We start from the raw sequence: 18,921 nt of genomic DNA on the forward strand, positions 1-18,921 counted from the left end.
TTGCATGTCAAGCGCGCTAGAATTCTTCCCACTCGTCAGCCGAGCCTGCTACCGCAGGCACCATGGCAGTTCTTGTCCTGGTTGTCGTCACAGGCTTGGAGGCCACTACCACCTTGGGCTTTGAAACGGCGACTGGCTTGGGTTTGCTGACTTTATGCACTGCAGCCTGTACCTGCATGCCATTGACCTTGAATACGCTCACTGCTTGGGCAAGGCTTGCCGCCTGATCCTGCAATGATTGAGAAGCCGCCGCTGCCTCCTCTACCAGGGCCGCATTCTGCTGGGTGACTTCATCCATCTGGACAATCGCCTGGTTCACCTGCTCAATGCCGGTGCTTTGCTCATGGCTGGCTGCGCTGATCTCACTGACGATATCGGTCACACGCTGCACGCTATCCACCACATGCTTCATCGTCGTCCCCGCCTGCTCCACCAGACGGCTACCGGCATCAACACTTTCCACCGAGTCCGTAATCAACCCCTTGATTTCCTTGGCCGCATTGGCTGAACGCTGCGCCAGGTTGCGTACCTCGCTCGCCACCACGGCAAACCCACGCCCCTGCTCACCGGCACGCGCAGCCTCCACCGCAGCATTCAATGCCAAGATGTTGGTCTGGAAAGCAATGCCGTCGATCACACCAATGATGTCGGCAATCCGTTTCGAAGATTCACTGATCGACTGCATGGTCGCGATGACCTGATCCACGACTTCGCCTCCCTGCGTGGCGATCCCTGAAGCAGAAACCGCCAGCTGGTTAGCTTGCTGGGCATTATCCGCATTCTGCTTCACGGTGGAAGTCAGTTCCTCCATGGCAGAAGCGGTTTCCTCAAGCGAACTCGCCTGCTCCTCGGTGCGTGACGACAAATCCAGGTTGCCCGATGCAATTTGCGAGGAGGCAGTGGCAATCGTCTCCGTGCCGCTTCGCACCTCACTGACTATCCTGGCCAGGTTATCGTTCATGGATTTCAGCGCATTCAACAACTGTCCTATTTCATCTTTTGAGTCGATGGCGAGAGTGCTGGTCAAGTCTCCAGCAGCCACTGTCTCGGCCAGCTTGACAGCGTTGGCAAGTGGACGGGTAATCCCAAGGGAAAGCCGCCAGGCAAAGATCGCGCCGAGCACGACTGCCACCAGGCCGATCACCAGCATCCATAGGCTCGCAGCATTTTTCACCCGCTGGATATCTGCCCCGGCCTCATCAATCAGGTGCCGCTCGAATTCAAGCAATTCATTCATGCTATCGAAATAAGCCTTGCGTGCAGGAAGGAACACCTCTTGCACATTCTTTTCGATAAGCGATGCTTCGGCACCATCTTTTCTTAATTGCAACAATTCACTGCGAACCTTGCTGAAGGCATCTGCCTTTTCCTTGGCATCCGCGAATTTCGCCTTCCCTTCGGGCTTGACCAGCAACGTTTCAAGCTGCTGTTTCAAACTATCGTTAGCTCGTGCTGTTTCAGCAATTTGCTGGATGTACATGTCATACATGGCCGCATCGGAACTCTTGATCGCGGCGAGGGTGCGCAATCCATTCTGGGTGGCATTCGACACCCACTCCGTGGTGATGCGTTCCTTTTTCAGCTCAGTTTCCACCACTTGCTTCGCCGTGCTTCCCACATTGGCAAGCTGAGCCAAGCCGAAAGCCACCATGATCATCATCAGCAACAAGATCACAGCAAACCCCGCCCCCAAACGCACCCCTATCCTCAAATCTGAAAACTTCACCTTAACCACTCTCCTTTGTTTTTATATGCTGCAGCCATGACAGGCACTCTTTCATCTGCTCAGTCCGGGATCACTACCGTGACCTCAACATGAGCGCTTGATCCAATCCGCCTTCCCTTTTGCGAAGAGCTGGCTCACCTGCATTGTTACGGCGTTGAGGAGTCCATTCTTTAAGCATTCAGGCCTGTTAAATTGTTAAAATATGTAACCAATTGCAATCCCCTCCAGAACAAAGACATTAAAATAAATATAAAAATCAATTTATTATGTAAAAAATAAGCATGCACTTATTGACATATCCATATTTCAATAAGAAAAAATAGTCAAATACGCAATTGACTATCGGCCGCCTTTCTAACCATGCCAAACCATGAATGGCTGCGCATATCCATACGCGCCGCACCATCGTATTTGCAGTTGCCGAGTTCAGGAAAACGGCGCGGCTTCAGGTATAATTTTGCTTTCAAATTCTTAATCCAGACGCCTAGCCATCATGCAGCAGCAGTATCCATTCCGCGACATAGAGCAACAAGCACAGCAATATTGGGAATCCAACGCCACATTCACTGCAACGGAAGTCTCGGACAAGCCCAAGTATTACTGCCTGTCTATGTTCCCCTACCCATCCGGCAAGCTGCATATGGGACACGTCCGCAACTACACCATCGGCGACGTATTGAGCCGCTTCCACCGTATGCGCGGCTACAACGTCATGCAGCCCATGGGCTGGGACGCCTTTGGCTTGCCCGCAGAGAATGCCGCCATCAAGCACAATGTCGCGCCCGCAGGCTGGACGTACAGCAACATCGAGCACATGAAGGGCCAACTGAAGAGTCTGGGTCTTGCCGTGGATTGGCAACGAGAAATCGCCACCTGCAAGCCGGACTACTATCGTTGGGAGCAATGGCTGTTCACCGAGCTCTACAAAAAGGGCCTCATCTACAAGAAAACCGCCACAGTGAACTGGGATCCGGTCGATCAGACCGTGCTCGCCAATGAGCAGGTGATCGATGGACGTGGCTGGCGCTCGGGCGCGCTGGTCGAGAAGCGCGATATCCCGCAATACTTCATGAAGATCACTGCCTATGCGGAAGAACTGCTGGCTGACCTCGACAAACTCGACGGCTGGCCTGAGCAGGTCAAGACCATGCAGCGCAACTGGATCGGCAAGAGCTACGGTTGCGAGGTGGAGTTTCCGCTGGCTGTCGGCAACGGTACGCTCAAGGTCTATACCACCCGTCCCGATACGCTGATGGGCGCCACCTATGTTGCCATTGCGGCAGAACACGCATTGGCGACGCAGGCCGCCAAGGACAATCCTGCCCTGCAAGCCTTCATCGAGGAATGCAAGCGGGGCAGCGTGGCGGAAGCCGACCTTGCCACCGCCGAGAAAAAAGGCATGAATTCTGGCCTGTTCGTACTGCATCCAATCACCGGAGAAAAACTGCCGGTCTGGGTCGCCAACTACGTATTGATCAGCTATGGCGAAGGCGCCGTCATGGCCGTGCCCGCGCACGACGAACGCGATTTCGAGTTTGCCAGCAAGTATAAGTTGCCGATCAAGGCGGTGATCAAGCCAGCTCACGGGGAGCTTGAATTGCCATTGCAGGCAGCTTATACCGAGCACGGCATCCTGTTCGACTCGGGCGATTTCAACGGCTTGGATTTCAGCCAGGCCAGTGACGCCATCGCCGCAGCATTGGCTGCCAAGAACCTGGGCAAGAGGCGGACGCAATATCGCCTGCGCGACTGGGGCATCTCGCGCCAGCGCTATTGGGGTTGCCCAATTCCCATCGTGCATTGCCCAAGCTGCGGCGAAGTGCCGGTGCCTGCGGAGCAATTGCCCGTCGTCCTGCCGGAAGACGTGGTCATGGATGGCGTCGGCTCTCCAATCAAGAAAGATCCGGCTTTTTACGAAACCACCTGCCCGAGCTGCGGCGAAAAAGCGACGCGCGAGACCGATACCATGGATACCTTTGTCGAATCATCCTGGTACTTCGCGCGCTACGCCAGCTTTGATGCCCATAGCAGCATGGTGGACGAGCGTGCCAACTACTGGCTGCCAGTCGACCAATATATTGGCGGCATCGAACACGCTATCCTGCATTTGCTATACGCACGCTTCTTCAACAAGCTCATGCGCGATGTCGGCCTGGTCCGGCATGATGAGCCATTCACCAAGCTGCTCACCCAGGGCATGGTATTGAAGGACGGCAGCAAAATGTCGAAGTCCAAGGGCAATACGGTCGACCCGCAGGAACTCATCGACAATTACGGCGCAGACACCGCCCGCCTGTTCATGATGTTCGCGGCACCGCCCGAGCAAAGCCTGGAGTGGTCCGATGCCGGCGTAGAGGGGGCACATCGTTTCCTCAAGCGCGTGTGGACCGCTGTCGCCAACCACGTCGAATCCGGCATCGTGGCGGCATTCACCATGGGCGACCTTTCAGCCGAGCTCAAGGCTTTCCGCCGCCAGCTGCACCAGACCATCGAAAAAGTGACTGATGACTATGGGCGCCGCCATGCGTTCAATACCGCCATTGCAGCAGTGATGGAGCTCATGAATGCCTATGCCAAGATCGAAGGCCATGACGCGACGACGCGCGCCATCCGCCAGGAGGCACTGGAAAATATCATATTGCTGCTTTCGCCCATTGTGCCTCACATTTGCCATGCACTCTGGCAGGCGCTACGCCCGGGCACCCAGCTCCTCGACACCCGCTGGCCGGTTGCCAACAAGGCCGCCATGGTGCAGGATGAAATCGAGCTGGTGCTACAGGTCAACGGCAAACTGCGAGGCAGCATGACCGTTTCCCGCACACTGGACAAGGCCGCGATCGAAGCCCTGGCTGTGCAGCAGGAATGCATCCAGAAATACCTGGCCGAAGGCAGCGTGCGCAAGATCATCGTCGTGCCTAACAAACTCGTCAACATCGTCGTAGGATAAACCATGTATATGCGCATCGCCCGCTGGATTCTGCTTGCCATGCTCCTGGCGCTCACTGCCTGCGGCTTCAAGATGCGCGGCGTGGCTGACCTCAAGTTCAATACCTTGTTCATTCAGGGGCCGACCATTTCCATCTCCAAGCCATTCAAACGCTCGCTGACGGTGAATGGCGTCAAGATCGTCAGTTCGCCGGACCAGGCCGACCTGCTCCTTGAAATCATGAGCGAGTCGCAGGAACAGCGCATTCTTTCTTTGAGCGGCCGCGGCCTGGTGCGCGAATTCGAGCTTTTCTATACCGTGAATTTCCGTGTGCGCGATCCCTCCAGTGAAACCTGGGGCGATGTGCAGACTATCAGGGGCCGGCGTGAGATCACTTATGACGATGCGCAGTTGCTCGCCAAACAGCTTGAGCAGGAGCGGCTCTACAATGACATGAAGGATGATGCTGTGCGCGAATTGCTGCGCCGCCTCATGGTCATCAAACCGGCCAAAGGCAAGCCGCGCGCACCTGACCTACGCTCGCTGGACGACACCGTGGAATGAGGATCAAGCCGCAGGAGCTGGAGCGGCACCTGGCCCAAGGCCTGGCACCGCTTTATGTCCTCATGGGCGATGAGCCCCTGGCCCAGCGCGAGAGCCTGGATGCCATCCGTGCTGCCGCGCGGGCCGCAGGCTACGACGAACGCACCCGCCTCACTGTGGAGCGCAATTTTAACTGGCAACAAGTGGCAGCCTTCGGTCAATCCATTTCCCTGTTCGCCAGCCGGCGCATCCTCGAGATCGCGGTTCCGTCGGGCAAGCCCGGCGTGGACGGCGGCAAGGCCCTGACCGCACTGGCGGAACACGCCATCCCCGATACAGTGACCATCGTCATCCTGCCCAAGCTAGAGCGCGACGCCAAGAACAGCGCCTGGTTTGCTGCATTGGAAAATCACGGCGTCTCGCTTGCACTCCATGAAGTCGCGCCATCGGCCTTGCCGCAATGGATCGCGAACCGCCTTGCCGGTCAGGGCCAGAATACCGATCAGGAAACGCTGGAATTCCTCGCCCACCAGGTTGAAGGCAACCTGCTCGCCGCACACCAGGAAATCCAGAAACTCGGCCTGCTGTACCCTGAAGGCACGCTGGATGGCAGCAAGGTGCGGGAAGCGGTATTGAATGTTTCGCGCTATGATGCCTTTCAACTGGGCGATGCCGTGCTGAGTGGCGATAGCGAGCATGCGGTGCGCATATTGCATGGCCTGCGCGAGGAAGGCGCACAACCGGTTGCCATCATGAGCGCCCTGGCCTGGGTGTTGCGCGGGCTGGTCAAGGTAAAATATGCTGAAAGCCGCGGCGGCAATCTCAACAGCGCCATGCAGCAAGCCAGGATTTACGGCGAACGGCAAAACCTGGTGAAACGGGCGCTCTCTCGTCTTAGCATGCGCCAGCTTGAGGCTGCGCTGCAAAAACTGGCTGAAATCGACAAAGCCGCCAAAGGCCTGTTGAACCAGGATCCATGGCTGGAAATCTCGCGCCTGTGCTTCGGTCTGGCGCGCATAGGCAGCAGGAAATAGAGGCAGGAATGGAAGACATCAAACACTACATGCAACAGCTCGGCAGCGAAGCCCGCACCGCTTCACGCGCAATGGCGCGCGCCGACACCGAGACCAAAAACAAGGCCTTGCGCGCCATCGCCACCGCCATCCGCCGCGAGCGCGACACATTGCTGGCCGCCAACGCAGCCGACCTGGAAGCAGCGCGCCGTCACGGCCTGGAGCCCGCCATGCTGGACCGCCTCGTGCTGAGCGAAAAAGGCATCGACACCATGGCGGAAGGCTTGGAGCAAATCGCCGGCCTGCCCGACCCTATCGGGGAAATGTCGGACTTCAAATACCGCCCATCCGGCATCCAGATTGGTAAGATGCGCGTGCCCTTGGGCGTGATCGGCATCATCTACGAAGCGCGCCCCAATGTCACTGTCGACGCCGCCGGCCTCTGCATCAAGTCCGGTAATGCCGCCATCCTGCGTGGCGGCTCCGAAGCCATCCAGTGCAACCGCGCCCTGGCCGCCATCGTGCATGAAGGCCTGGCTGCCGCAGCGCTGCCTGCCAGCGCAGTGCAAGTGGTAGCGACGACCGACCGCGCCGCTGTCGGCGAACTCATCACCATGAAGGATTATGTCGACGTCATTGTGCCGCGCGGCGGCAAAGGCCTGATCGAGCGCATCTCCAACGAAGCGCGCATCCCTGTCATCAAACATCTTGATGGCAATTGCCATGTCTATATTGACGAAAGCGCCGACCTCGCCAAGGCATTGCGCATCCTGGAGAACTCCAAGACCCAGCGCCTCGGCACCTGCAACACCGCGGAATCGCTGTTGGTAGCGCGCAGCATTGCGCAAGAAGCGTTGCCACCGCTAACTGCGATGCTGATCAGCAAGGGCGTGGAAATCCGCGGCTGCAGCGAAACCCGCGCGCTGGTGCCGCAGGCCAAGCCTGCCACCGAAGAGGACTACTACACCGAATACCTTGCCGCGATCATCTCGGTGAAGGTGGTTGCGGATGTGGACGAAGCCATCGCCCATATCAATCAGTACTCTTCCCAGCATACCGAGGCCATCGTCACCGAGAACTACACCAACGCGCGCCGCTTCTTGCGCGAAGTGGACTCCAGCAGTGTCATCGTCAACGCTTCCACCCGCTTTGCCGATGGCTTCGAATACGGCCTGGGTGCCGAGATCGGCATTTCCACCGACAAGCTGCATGCCCGCGGTCCGGTCGGTCTCGAAGGATTGACCAGCCTCAAGTACATCGTGCTGGGCGATGGTGAAGTCAGGGCCTGATGCCCTCACACCTGCATTTCACCAGCATGACGCTTGGCATGGCACCTCCAGCAACACCCTTGCCGCTCATCGGCGTGATGGGCGGCACCTTCGATCCCATCCACTTCGGTCACCTGCGCATGGCGCAGGAACTGGCCGAGTCCTTGGGTTTGGCGGAAGTCCGCTTTATCCCCTCCGCCACGCCTCCCCACCGTGAACAGCCCATGACCTCTGCCACGCAACGCGCGGAAATGGTTGCCCTCGCGATTGCCGGCAATCCCTTATTCAAGCTGGATACGCAGGAGCTGGAGCGGCAAGGCTACTCCTATACCATAGACACCCTGCAATTCCTGCACGAAGGATTGCAGGGCAAGGCCAGGCTCTGCCTGCTGATGGGCATGGATGCCTTTGCCGGTATCACCAGCTGGCACCGCTGGCAGGAGCTATTGCAATTCGCGCATATTGTGGTGACCACACGACCTGGCGCGGCATTGCCTTCAAGCAACCTGGTATTGGACGCATTCCTCCAGACGCATATGCTCTCGGACGCACAACAATTGCCTATTCAAGCGGAGCATGGGATATGGGTGCAGGAAATCACCGCGCTGGACATCTCGGCGACCAAGATCCGGGAATCTCTTGCATATGGCTGCACACCGCGCTACTTAGTACCTGACAAGGTATTGGAATTTATTTGCCAGCATGATTTGTACAGCGGCACTTCAAGGTATTGAAATACTTCCTCACTGCCACAATACACTCACAATATCCGTGTCTTCAGCAGTGCTTGCTTGATCCTGCCATGGAATAAACCCTAGATAGATCGAAGGCATACGCTGCTTCAACGTCTGCAGGTTGTCTTCCAGCATCGCCATCCCAGGATCCACTTGGTTCGCGACCCAGCCAGCCAGCGTCAGGCCGCGTTGCCTGATCGCCTCGGCTGTCAACAATGCATGATTGATGCATCCCAGGCGCATGCCGACCACCAGAATCACCGGCAAACCAAGCTTGGCAGCAAGGTCGGCCATATCATGCTGCTCATCCAACGGCACATAGAAACCGCCCGCGCCCTCGACGATCACGACATTCGCTTGCGCCTGCAAACGCCTGAAGGCAGCTGCAATAGGCTCCAGATCGATCCGCACGCCTGCCTGTTTGGCGGCGATATGCGGTGCAATCGCCGGCTCGAAGGCATAGGGGTTGATATCGGATAATGGTAAATCGACATTGCTGGCCGCCAATAGCTGCGTAACGTCTTCTGAAATCAATCGCCCGTCACGTCGCTCGCAGCCGGAAGCAACAGGTTTCATGCCTACGCTGCGCAAGCCACGCGCTGAAAACTGTCGCACCAGCATACTACTGACCATGGTCTTTCCGACGCCCGTATCGGTGCCAGTGACGAACCAGGCCTGTTGACGGTTGCTACTCAACGCGGCCTCCTCGGGTGCACAGTCACCGTGGCAAGCCCCGCCTGTTTGGGCTGGGGTTTCCAGGCATGTCCGTAGACTACCTCATAGGTTGCGGGCAATTTACCTTCATGGCGGAATTGCTCGTATGCCTCGGTCAAGCGGTTGAGGAATCCGCGTCCCAGCAGGCCGCGTGGGCGCCCCGTTGCAGCATTGTGCGCGCCGATGGCCTTGAGGTCGCGCATGACGGAGAGGACGTCGTCATAGGTGAGAACGAAATGCTCCACGTCGAGCACAGGATCGGAAAAACCGGCGCGCACCAGGGCGTCGCCGATATCGTGCATATCGATGAAACGGCTGACATGGACATGGTCGCCCCCCGACGCTGCACGCAATTCCTTTAGCGTATCCGGCCCGAAGGTGCTGAACATGAGCAGGCCCTCCGGTCGCAATACGCGCGCCATTCCCGCAAAAGCACTGTCAAGGTCGTTGCACCACTGAATCGCCACATTCGACCAAACCAAGTCGACGCTGGCATCTTTCAGTGGAAGCTGTTCGATATCCGCACACAATGCGGCAGGCCGCCTTTGCCCCGGCATCGGCAATACACGCTTGATCCATGGATAGTGCGCCAACGTCTGCTGCAACATACCCATGGCAATATCCAGCGAGATGATGTCGCTACCGCGATAGCGCTTGCCCAATGCCACACTGGCGTGGCCGGTGCCGCAGCCTGCATCCAGGATGACGCCGGGCGTGATCTTCACCAGCTCCAGGCGTTGCAACATGCGCTCGCGCACTTCGCGCTGCAATATCGCGGCAGCGTCGTAACTGCCTGCCGCACGATCAAACGACGCACGCACCCTGGCCTTGTCGATCAAATACCCGTCGCTCATCGTGCACTACCTGGGTTAGGTTGGAAAAAGTCACATACGCTGTCGATGAACTGCGCCGTATGTGAGAGGAAAGGCGCGTGGCCTGCGCCCGCGATCACGCGCAGGCTGGCATGCTGCAAATGTCGGGCCAGCCAATGGGCAGCCTGCACTGGCGCGAGGCTGTCGCGATCGCCGTGGACCAGCAACACAGGTTGCTGCAATGCAGACAGCTCAGGACGCAAGTCGTTCTGCAACAACACGTCAAGCGCGGATTCGAGCGCCAACGGTGCTGGCGCAGGGCGATCGGACAGCGACCGGCGTAACTCCTTGATGGTGGCGCGCGCGTCCCGGGCTCCCATGCATTGTAATGTCAGGAACTTGATCAGGGTGTTGGCATAATCCTCACCCACTTGTTGCGCGAATTTCTGAAACACGGGGGCAGCGATGCCGTATTCCCATGGCTGGGCATGCCCCGGCTCGGTATTGATGAAGCGCGGCGTGCTCCCTACCAGCGCCAGGCGCCGCACCCGCGCAGGCTGGCTCAAAGCCAGCCGCATGGCAACCAGGCCGCCCAATGACCAGCCGACGATATCGGCATGCGCAGGCAAGGCAGGCAGCAGCGAAGCCACCATTTCGTCGAGATTACTCGCGATCACCTCCTGACTCAGGCCCATGCCGGGCAAGTCCAGGACATGGACTTCGAAGGACTTGGCCAGCCTTTTAGCCACCGGTTGCCACACGCCACCATGCATGCCCCAGCCATGAATCAGCGCTACAGGTTGGCCTTTGCCGACGATATCGACATGAATACCGCTCATGCCTCCTCCAGTCTATGCAAGATGTCCAGCAATCGCTGGACATCTTCATGCGTATGCGCTGCTGATAGCGATATCCTTAGTCTTGCCGTGCCCCTGGGTACAGTGGGTGGGCGGATAGCAGGGACCAGCACGCCATGCTCAAGCAAACGCTTGCTTACCTGCACCGCCTCTTCATTGCTGCCGATGACCACGGGCTGTATCGCAGTCTCGGATGCCATTAACTGCCAGCGCTGCAATCGGCATGACGCCCTGAAATCTGCGATCAAGGCACGCAGATGGGCACGGCGTGCATGATCGTGTTCGATCAATTGCACGCCGGCCATTGCAGCAGCCGCCACTGGCGCCGGGCTCGCTGTGGTGTAGATATAGGGCCGCGCAGTCTGCATGAGGTATTCCGTCAAAATTGTCGGTCCGGCCACGAATGCGCCCGCCGCCCCTGCCGCCTTGCCCAAGGTCGCCATATAGATGATGCGCGGCGAATCCAACCCGAAGTGTTCCAGCACGCCGCGACCATGGGCGCCCAACACGCCAAAGCCATGGGCATCATCCAGCATGAGGTAGGCATCGTATCGCTCGCAGAGCGATAGCAATGCCGGGACGGGCGCCAGGTCGCCATCCATGCTGAACACGGCATCGGCCACCACCAGCTTGCGCCTGGCCTGACTTTGCGCCAGCAAGCGCTCGAGCCCTGTCAAATCGTTGTGTGCGTAACGCTTGAGCTCGGCACGCGACAGCAAGGCCGCATCATTGAGCGAGGCATGATTGAGCTTGTCGGCAAAGATGGCGTCCTGGCGTCCGCACAGCGCAGTGATAATGCCCAGGTTCGCCATGTAGCCGGTGGTGAACAGCAGGACACCGGGCAAGCCCATGAAAGTCTGTAGCGCATGCTCAAGCGCCTCGTGCGCCTGCTGATGCCCAGAGACAAGGTGAGATGCACCAGTCCCTGCGCCAGTCGTCACAGCACAATCCCGCATTGCAGAAATCAAGGATGGATGAGAAGCCAGACCAAGGTAGTCGTTGCTGCAAAACGAAAGCAAGCGCTTACCTTCGATCTCGACATACACGCCCTGCATACCGTGAAGCACGCGGCGCTGGCGCAGCAAACCCAGGCGCGCGCGATCAGCGAGCTCGGCTTGTAATGCGTCCAGCAATGGGGTGGCTGCTTCTGCCGGGTGAGATTCCAGCATGGAAGGCATCGTGACTTAAAGCGGATGGATGCCGAGTTTGTCGAATAACTTGCGGTCAGCTTCGGCTTCAGGGTTGCCCGTGGTCAGCAGCTTCTCACCATAGAAAATCGAGTTGGCACCAGCCAGGAAGCACAAGGCCTGGATGCCCTCATGCATGCTTTGGCGGCCAGCGGACAACCGCACGAAACTCTGCGGCATCGTGATGCGGGCAGCCGCGATCGTGCGCACGAATTCAAACGGGTCCAGCTCGTCCATGCCATACATCGGTGTGCCTTCCACCTGCGTCAGCAGGTTGATCGGCACGCTTTCGGGCGGACGCTCCATATTGGCAAGCTGCGCCAGCAGTCCGGCACGCTGGACGCGGGACTCCCCCATGCCGATAATGCCGCCACAGCAGACGTTGATGTCCTGTTCGCGCACACGATCCAGCGTATCCAGGCGGTCCTGGTAGGTGCGGGTCGTGATGACTTCGCCGTAGTATTCAGGCGCAGTGTCCAAGTTATGGTTGTAGTAGTCGAGGCCCGCTTCCTTCAATTGCTCGGCCTGCCCATCTTTCAGCATTCCAAGAGTAGCGCAAGTTTCCAGGCCCATGGCTTTCACTTCGCGAATCATGGCCAGCACGGGCTCGAGGTCGCGCTGCTTGGGGCTGCGCCATGCAGCGCCCATGCAGAAACGGCTGGCGCCATTCTCCTTGGCAGCACGCGCTGCCGCGAGTACCTCTTCCAGCTGCATCAAATCCTGCTTTTCCACATCGGTGTGGTAGCGGGCGGCCTGAGGACAATAGCCACAGTCCTCAGAACAACCACCGGTCTTGATGGAAAGCAAGGTACTGACCTGCACACCATTGGGATCGAAATTCTCGCGATGCACGGACTGTGCCCTGTGCATCAGATCTGAAAATGGCAACTCGAACAATGCCACAATATCATCCACACTCCAGCGTTTTGGCGCTTCTTCCTTCGCCTGCACCCTTGCACGTTGGACACGGTCAAGGCCGCGTATGTCAATCACTGAGTCTCGCATGCTGTCCTCTCTGACTTATTCTGTCTTGATGGTTAAATCCTGCCATGGCTCCCTGCGCGCTCGCAGTATGTCGCGCACCCCCAGCGGGACGATCACCAGGATGCTGACTCCCCATATGATCAAGGCGAGATTCATCCCTCCGCCTACCCAGCCTGCCATGTTGGAGCTGAAATTGAGTAGCACCACCCACGCCCCCATCAATCCATAGAATCGATAGCCTGCAGGCACAAGATATTCGCAGACTCGCGTACAGGGATGATTGGCAATGGAGCAATAGGCAAAGATGGAGGCAGCAATCCAAAAAGGAATCAATACTGGAATCACTATTGCAAGGCTAGAGAAGAAGGGAAAGCTTTGTGCTGCCCGCATCTGCTGCTTGGCAGTGATGGTTTTGGTAGCCATGATATGAAAATGGAATTTAAAGGTGGATTATATCTTGTCAAGCGCCAAGACAACAATCCATTTACATCTGATCAAAAATTAGACAGATTTGACTCTATTTGTTTAACCCAGCATCTGCTTGTATGACAGGAAAGCAAGCCCCATTTTTCAAGATGGGAAGATAATGAAGGCAGTATCTGGCAGGGCACAAAATAAACTACAGGTTTGATCTCGATACAAAGCTCATCCTAGCAGTGAGGAGCCACCACCCAACATTGGTGGCTCCAATTATGTGGGGTTTTTAAAAGCTGTACATTAACGTCACCCAGGTTTTTTCAGTATCTCTGAATCGACCTCGGTTTCCTGCAACGGTATTTGCAGCAGGTAGAGAAGTGTAATGATCTCCTTCCTTGAAACTACCATACTCAAATCTTGCCATCCAATTTTCGGCGAAATTGTAAGTAACAGATGCATTCCACTCTTTGCCCAACCTGGATCCAGTACCTCCTCCTACAGTATTGAACCCCACATCAGAGTCTAAGATGTGATAATCCATAAAGAAGGTGAAGTTTCCTGCTTTATATCCAGCGGTAATGAAGGTGTCCTTAATACCTTCTTGAGGAGTAGATAAAAATTTATCTACCCAGCCCTGGAATAAGTGATTGGTGCCATAAGGCATTTGGAACCCATATTGCCCGTCATTGCTAGATAACAGCTCTTGATCTGCTCTTAATGAAAATCCATTGTAGGCAAACCCGCCTCCAATCTTGTAATAGTGAGCATCAATACGGGAGTCCCCGTCACTATAATCTGTCTGCTTAGCATACTCTGCCGTGTATAAGCCTTTCCAGGACTGATTGACTGGATGCACTCCATCCAATCTTACTCCTATAATCTTGTTACCCTGGTCTGCTTCCTGGTTGATCGCACCATTCTTCCCTTGAGCAATACCTGCCGTCCCTGCCGCATTGCCAAACCATGCTCGCCCGAACCCCAAGTCATCGAAACTAGAAAAATAACCATACCCACTCAATGACTCTGTGGGGGAAAGTCGGTATTTCATGTTAATGATCTCCAAGGCGCCATCATCACGCAGCTCTGTAGTCAACTGCCTCACTCGTTCAATGTGCCCCACATAAAGCTCTGTATTGGAGATGGACTGATTAAGCATCGTTACCCCATCAAAGACTTGCATCACCTGCCTGAATATGACATCCCCGATAAACCTGAAGTTATCCAAATTGATTTGCTGGCGCCCAAAGCGAATACGAGTGTCTTTAAGTCCCGTCCAATCAACATAAAGTTGGTTAATTTCAGTGATATCAGGATCTACGATTTTGGCTCTATCGATATTACTTGGATTATTGGAAATAGCATCGATCAAAACGCCATTGGTACCATCGTTGAAATTGTCTATGAACTTGGTGACATTGATTAACTGGCCAGCAAAACTAATATTCTGATATGGCGCAGTTTGCCATCCAAGCAATGTCCTGAGCGTGAGCGCAGAGGCGCTTCTCAGATCTTCATTAGCAGTGGGATTAGCCTGCGCCCCTATGATTGTTGGCGGCTGCAGCCCATCCTGATCCACATGCTCGTATCTCAATCTCAGGCTGGACAAGCTTTTGCCGGCCTTGATTGCCTCCATCAAGGATTGCGGGACACGTTCTTCTGCCTGCGCTGAAAATGCAGTGATTCCAAGCAGGGCACTGATCATGCCAAGTCTTGCGGTTGGGCTGATGACACTCATGGATGGCTCCTTGATTTATGGTTTAAAAAAATGGAAAACATTGCATATTCGTGGACATTCGCTCCTTAACTTATTAAGGCAAACAGGATGGCTGTGATCACCATCAACGTGCCCAACCCCCATTTGAGAGTCAGAGAAGAGAGCCGCAGGCTCAGCAGCCGACCGATCACTGCGCCTACACATGCCGCGCCGATAAAAGTTAGGCCCGTCTGGTTGATCGTGACGCCATCAAGCACCATGCCGCCAGCAACAATCGATGACATCAGCGCGATCACCATGAGCGACGTGGCCGTGGTTGCTTGCACACTGATATTGGTGGACCTGGATAAGGCCGGTACAAGGATGAATCCGACACCGACACCATAAAGTCCCAAAAACACCCCCGAGCTAATCCCTGCGGCGGTAAGTTTGGCCGCACACTTTTTAGTCCAGATCAGCCGGCCAGTCTTCTCACTCAGCATGCAAGGCCGCTGGATGCTGTCATTGTCAGAGCATCGCGATCCAACCATGGCAAATGCCTGCCTGAACAAATTTGATGCCATGACCAGCATCAGTATCGAAAACGAATACACCAGCCATTGGTGCGACAACTGGAAAGCAATCCATTGCCCTAAGGGAGAGGCCAGGCTGCCGATGAACACAATAAAAAGAGCGGCCCGCCATCTCAAATGGCCAGACTTGGCCGACTGTAACGCACCGACAAAGGCTGCAATCGCGACGGCAATCAAGGCAATGGGTTTGGCTTCCATGAAGCTGAACCCCATCAACAGGGTTAGAAGCGGAATGGCAAAAACACCAGCCCCACCCCCCGTCAGGCCAAGCAGAACCCCTACTGCTGTTCCTGACAGCAGCACAATAATCAAAGTAATCATATGAATTTAAAGTAGATTCAGCGGTATTCTGAGGTATTGAACGCCATTATCTTCGGCCTCTGGAAATTGGCCTGCCCTGAGGTTCACTTGCACTGCGGCAAGCATCAGTGCGGGCAAAGCAAGAGTTGCATCGCGTAAATTCCGCATCCGACAAAATTCAGCTTCATCTACACCGTCATGTATATGAATATTTGAACTTCGCTGTTCTGCGATGGTGCTACTCCACCTGGCCTCCCTGCCATCAACCGGATAGTCATGACATGTGTAAAGAATGGTGTCTGGTGGATAATTAAGGAGAGTCTTGATTGATCGATACAAACGCCTGGGATCTCCCCCTGGAAAGTCGCAACGGGCGGTCCCGACATCGGGCATAAAGATGGTATCCCCGACAAAGATGCCGACATGATCGACCTCATATGCAGTATCTGCCGGTGTATGGCCGGGCACATGGTGAGCTATTACCTTGAGTTTCCCGATAAAAAACATCTGGCCATTGTCAAAAAGCTGATCAAAACCTGCAAACTCAGTGTCCACCGTGTTATAGATCAGGTTGAATTTACCCAGCACACTCTGCACCTCCGACCCGATGGCAATTGATCCGCCAAGCCGCTTTTTAAGATATGGCGCGGCAGAAATGTGGTCCGCATGAACATGGGTTTCCAGCAGCCAGACCGTCGTGAGATCCATTTCCTTCACAAATGCCGCAATTCTATCGGCACTGGTCGTTGAGGTTCTGGCGGATCTAGGGTCAAAATCCAGTACGGGATCAATCACCGCACAGTACCCACCAGGCTCGTCAAAAACGACATAGCTCACGGTGGAGGTCGCCTGATCATAAAACGCTTTTACTTGACCATTCATCGTGAGCCTCTTTTACCTAGAACTGCTTATAGGGAAGAAACTTGCCATTCAATACGATGTTGACGCGATCTCCCATCGGGTCGGCAACTCGCTGTAGATCCATCTTGAAATCGATGGCGCTCATGATGCCATCACCGAACTCTTCATGAATAAGCTGCTTGATCGTTGTGCCATAGACATTGATCATTTCGTAGAAACGGTAGATCAGCGGATCAGTAGGTACTGCGGTTGGGAGGGAACCCTTGCATGGCGTGACCATCAACCATTTCTGGTCCTCATCACTCAAGTCAAAAATCTCGGCAATGATCTTGGCCTGCTCCGCATTCAAGGTCATCTGGCCCAGGCAGGCTGCAGTTACCCACTCCTTGCTGAGATTGAGTTTGGCAGCAACATCCGCCCATTTCAGGCCCTTCATTACTTTTGCAGTAATGATTTTTTCAGTGACATCAAGGCGACTCATAATTAGCTCCTGTTAAAAAAATTAAATAATTAGGCGGTCTTGTGAATTGGCACTACCGATAGGTCATCGACAGCGCTCTCTTCAGGTGATTGGTAATCCAAGCCCGGATACACAAGTGGTGGATGTTCCGGCGCCCGGCCATGGGATAAGTCCTTGGAGCGCGACACGAGGTAATCAACAAAGTGATTCCGGATTTTGTAGTATTGGGGATCATGATGAAGCGAGGTGCGCTCGCGATTCTTCGACATGGTATTCACCACGATCTCAGCAACACGGGCACGCGGGCCGTTGCTCATCAGCAATACCTTGTCTGATAACAAGATCGCCTCATCGACATCGTGGGTGATCATGAACACTGTCTGTTGGGTTTCACGACAAATCTTCAGCAGCTCATCCTGAATCGTGCCACGAGTCAGGGCATCCAATGCCCCAAACGGCTCATCCAGCAACAACATCTTCGGTTCAATCGCAAATGCCCGCGCTATACCTACACGTTGTTTCATACCGCCAGATAACTGGGAAGGTTTTTTATCCAATGCTGGTTGCAGACCGACAAGGGAGACATACTTCATCACCTGCTCTTGGACTTTGGCCGCATTCCACTCGGGCCATTTGCTCTTGATGGCAAAGGCGATGTTTTGCCGAACCGTCAACCATGGCATGAGCGCATGGCCTTGAAACACAACACCGCGCTCCAGGCTTGGCGCAGAGACTTCCCGGCCATTCATGATGACCACCCCCTCTGTCGCGCTTTCCAGACCGGCCAACACATTCAGAATGGTAGTTTTGCCACAGCCAGAATGGCCTATCAAACAGACAAACTCACCCTTGGCGATCGAAAAGTTGACGGCATCGAAGGTAGCCTCGGGCGCCCCAGGGTATCTCTTGGCTAGCCCTTCAACTTTAAGAAAATTCTTGGAGGTAGCGCCCCTCATCCCTTTTTTATCAGTCGACATACGTCACCGCCTTTTGTACTTGGGCAAAACACATATCCAGAACCATGCCCACGACCCCGATCATCAAGATTGCAAATATCACGTTGGCAAGTGAAAGGTTGTTCCACTGATTCCAGACAAAGTAACCAATCCCCGTGCCGCCAACGAGCATTTCCGCCGCGACAATCACCAGCCACGCAATCCCCATGCTGATCCGCATGCCGGTGACAATGGTGGGCGCTGCGGCAGGTAGAATCACGCAGAAGGCTTTCCTCAATTGACCTACTTCCAGGGTTCTCGCCACGTTGAGCCATTCTTTTCTGACATTGGCTACACCGAATGCAGTGTTCATGAGCATTGGCCAAAGTGAACAGATGAAAATCACAAAAATGCCCGAAGCCGTAGAGTCCTTGATCGTGTAGAGCGCTATTGGCATCCAGGCCAATGGCGATATCGGCTTCAGTATCTGGATAAAAGGATCCAGCACCTTGAAGGCAAGCGGGCTCATCCCGATCAGGAACCCGAATGGAATCGCAACTAGCGCCGCCATGCTGAAGCCAACCGCTACCCTGCCCAGCGAATGTGCAATCTGAATACCGATCCCCTTGTCATTTGGGCCGTTGTCGTAAAACGGATGCGCAAGTTGCGACACGATGGTCTGTCCCAGCTCACTCGGCCTCGGGAAAGACGACGTGGACTGTTGCTCAGCCGCGGGGTCTTTTCCCATCAGTTGCAGATACTCAAGCTCATCGGCAGAAATCTCGGTTAAGGCCACCGAGCTTGGTGCGGTGGCAATGGCCCAGACTGCCACAATCAACAGCAAAAGCATTACCGAAAGAAAGCCTGCCTTCATATTCTGAGTGCTGAACTTTTTCAT

Annotated in this window: 19 protein-coding genes; 5 read left to right on the forward strand and 14 right to left on the reverse strand. The window is 55.3% G+C overall.

Annotated features, from left to right (window positions below):
- Positions 1-16: 16 nt before the first annotated feature.
- Positions 17-1,726 (reverse strand): methyl-accepting chemotaxis protein, encoded by a 1,710-nt coding sequence (locus MFLA_RS11020; RefSeq protein ID WP_011480375.1) that lies wholly within the window; start codon positions 1,724-1,726, stop codon positions 17-19.
- A 323-nt stretch (positions 1,727-2,049) separates the two neighbouring features.
- The gene (locus MFLA_RS14665) at positions 2,050-2,193 is read right to left on the reverse strand and encodes a hypothetical protein (protein WP_195741996.1); all 144 of its coding nucleotides are present in this window, start codon (positions 2,191-2,193) and stop codon (positions 2,050-2,052) included.
- A 26-nt stretch (positions 2,194-2,219) separates the two neighbouring features.
- Between MFLA_RS14665 and leuS the strand changes: the two genes are divergently transcribed.
- From leuS to nadD, 5 genes are read left to right on the forward strand one after another with little or no spacing between them, the layout of a single operon-like run.
- Positions 2,220-4,673 (forward strand): leucine--tRNA ligase, encoded by a 2,454-nt coding sequence (gene leuS / locus MFLA_RS11025; RefSeq protein ID WP_011480376.1) that lies wholly within the window; start codon positions 2,220-2,222, stop codon positions 4,671-4,673.
- A 3-nt stretch (positions 4,674-4,676) separates the two neighbouring features.
- The gene (gene lptE, locus MFLA_RS11030) at positions 4,677-5,216 is read left to right on the forward strand and encodes an LPS assembly lipoprotein LptE (protein ID WP_011480377.1); all 540 of its coding nucleotides are present in this window, start codon (positions 4,677-4,679) and stop codon (positions 5,214-5,216) included.
- Positions 5,213-6,229, forward strand: a complete 1,017-nt coding sequence (gene holA / locus MFLA_RS11035; protein WP_011480378.1) for a DNA polymerase III subunit delta — start codon at positions 5,213-5,215, stop codon at positions 6,227-6,229. Before lptE ends, holA begins: the two co-directional genes overlap by 4 nt.
- Before the next feature lie 8 nt (positions 6,230-6,237).
- Positions 6,238-7,497, forward strand: coding sequence for a glutamate-5-semialdehyde dehydrogenase (locus MFLA_RS11040; protein WP_011480379.1), 1,260 nt, complete (start codon positions 6,238-6,240; stop codon positions 7,495-7,497).
- Positions 7,498-7,535: 38 nt separating this feature from the next.
- Complete coding sequence (gene nadD / locus MFLA_RS11045) at positions 7,536-8,210, forward strand: nicotinate-nucleotide adenylyltransferase (protein WP_048811973.1); 675 nt, start codon at positions 7,536-7,538, stop codon at positions 8,208-8,210.
- Positions 8,211-8,219: 9 nt separating this feature from the next.
- Here the strand turns inward: nadD and bioD are convergent, their stop codons facing one another.
- The 12 genes from bioD to ntrB form a co-directional block, all read right to left on the reverse strand.
- Positions 8,220-8,906, reverse strand: a complete 687-nt coding sequence (gene bioD, locus MFLA_RS11050) for a dethiobiotin synthase (protein ID WP_011480381.1) — start codon at positions 8,904-8,906, stop codon at positions 8,220-8,222.
- Positions 8,903-9,778 carry a malonyl-ACP O-methyltransferase BioC gene (bioC, locus tag MFLA_RS11055; RefSeq protein ID WP_011480382.1) on the reverse strand — a complete coding sequence of 292 codons (876 nt, stop codon included), beginning with the start codon at positions 9,776-9,778 and terminating at the stop codon, positions 8,903-8,905. The genes bioD and bioC overlap by 4 nt, the downstream gene beginning before the upstream one ends.
- Positions 9,775-10,575 carry a pimeloyl-ACP methyl ester esterase BioH gene (gene bioH / locus MFLA_RS11060; RefSeq protein WP_011480383.1) on the reverse strand — a complete coding sequence of 267 codons (801 nt, stop codon included), beginning with the start codon at positions 10,573-10,575 and terminating at the stop codon, positions 9,775-9,777. The genes bioC and bioH overlap by 4 nt, the downstream gene beginning before the upstream one ends.
- Positions 10,572-11,771 (reverse strand): 8-amino-7-oxononanoate synthase, encoded by a 1,200-nt coding sequence (gene bioF, locus MFLA_RS11065; protein ID WP_011480384.1) that lies wholly within the window; start codon positions 11,769-11,771, stop codon positions 10,572-10,574. The genes bioH and bioF overlap by 4 nt, the downstream gene beginning before the upstream one ends.
- Before the next feature lie 6 nt (positions 11,772-11,777).
- Positions 11,778-12,785 (reverse strand): biotin synthase BioB, encoded by a 1,008-nt coding sequence (bioB, locus tag MFLA_RS11070; protein WP_011480385.1) that lies wholly within the window; start codon positions 12,783-12,785, stop codon positions 11,778-11,780.
- A gap of 15 nt (positions 12,786-12,800) precedes the next feature.
- Positions 12,801-13,187 carry a hypothetical protein gene (locus MFLA_RS11075; protein ID WP_011480386.1) on the reverse strand — a complete coding sequence of 129 codons (387 nt, stop codon included), beginning with the start codon at positions 13,185-13,187 and terminating at the stop codon, positions 12,801-12,803.
- Positions 13,188-13,467: 280 nt separating this feature from the next.
- A complete protein-coding gene (locus MFLA_RS11080) occupies positions 13,468-14,916 on the reverse strand; it encodes an alginate export family protein (RefSeq protein WP_011480387.1) in 1,449 nt (482 codons plus the stop codon).
- 65 nt (positions 14,917-14,981) lie between these two features.
- The gene (locus tag MFLA_RS11085; RefSeq protein ID WP_011480388.1) at positions 14,982-15,788 is read right to left on the reverse strand and encodes a sulfite exporter TauE/SafE family protein; all 807 of its coding nucleotides are present in this window, start codon (positions 15,786-15,788) and stop codon (positions 14,982-14,984) included.
- Positions 15,789-15,794: 6 nt separating this feature from the next.
- Complete coding sequence (locus tag MFLA_RS11090) at positions 15,795-16,649, reverse strand: MBL fold metallo-hydrolase (protein ID WP_011480389.1); 855 nt, start codon at positions 16,647-16,649, stop codon at positions 15,795-15,797.
- Between the two features lie 16 nt (positions 16,650-16,665).
- Entirely contained in the window at positions 16,666-17,109 is a 444-nt protein-coding gene (gene cynS, locus MFLA_RS11095) for a cyanase (RefSeq protein ID WP_011480390.1), read from the reverse strand.
- 29 nt (positions 17,110-17,138) lie between these two features.
- Positions 17,139-18,065: an ABC transporter ATP-binding protein gene (locus tag MFLA_RS11100; protein ID WP_011480391.1), complete on the reverse strand. Its 927-nt coding sequence runs from the start codon at positions 18,063-18,065 to the stop codon at positions 17,139-17,141.
- Positions 18,055-18,921: a nitrate ABC transporter permease gene (ntrB, locus tag MFLA_RS11105; protein ID WP_048811701.1), complete on the reverse strand. Its 867-nt coding sequence runs from the start codon at positions 18,919-18,921 to the stop codon at positions 18,055-18,057. Before ntrB ends, MFLA_RS11100 begins: the two co-directional genes overlap by 11 nt.

It is taken from the genome of Methylobacillus flagellatus KT (assembly GCF_000013705.1).
GTDB lineage: Bacteria > Pseudomonadota > Gammaproteobacteria > Burkholderiales > Methylophilaceae > Methylobacillus > Methylobacillus flagellatus.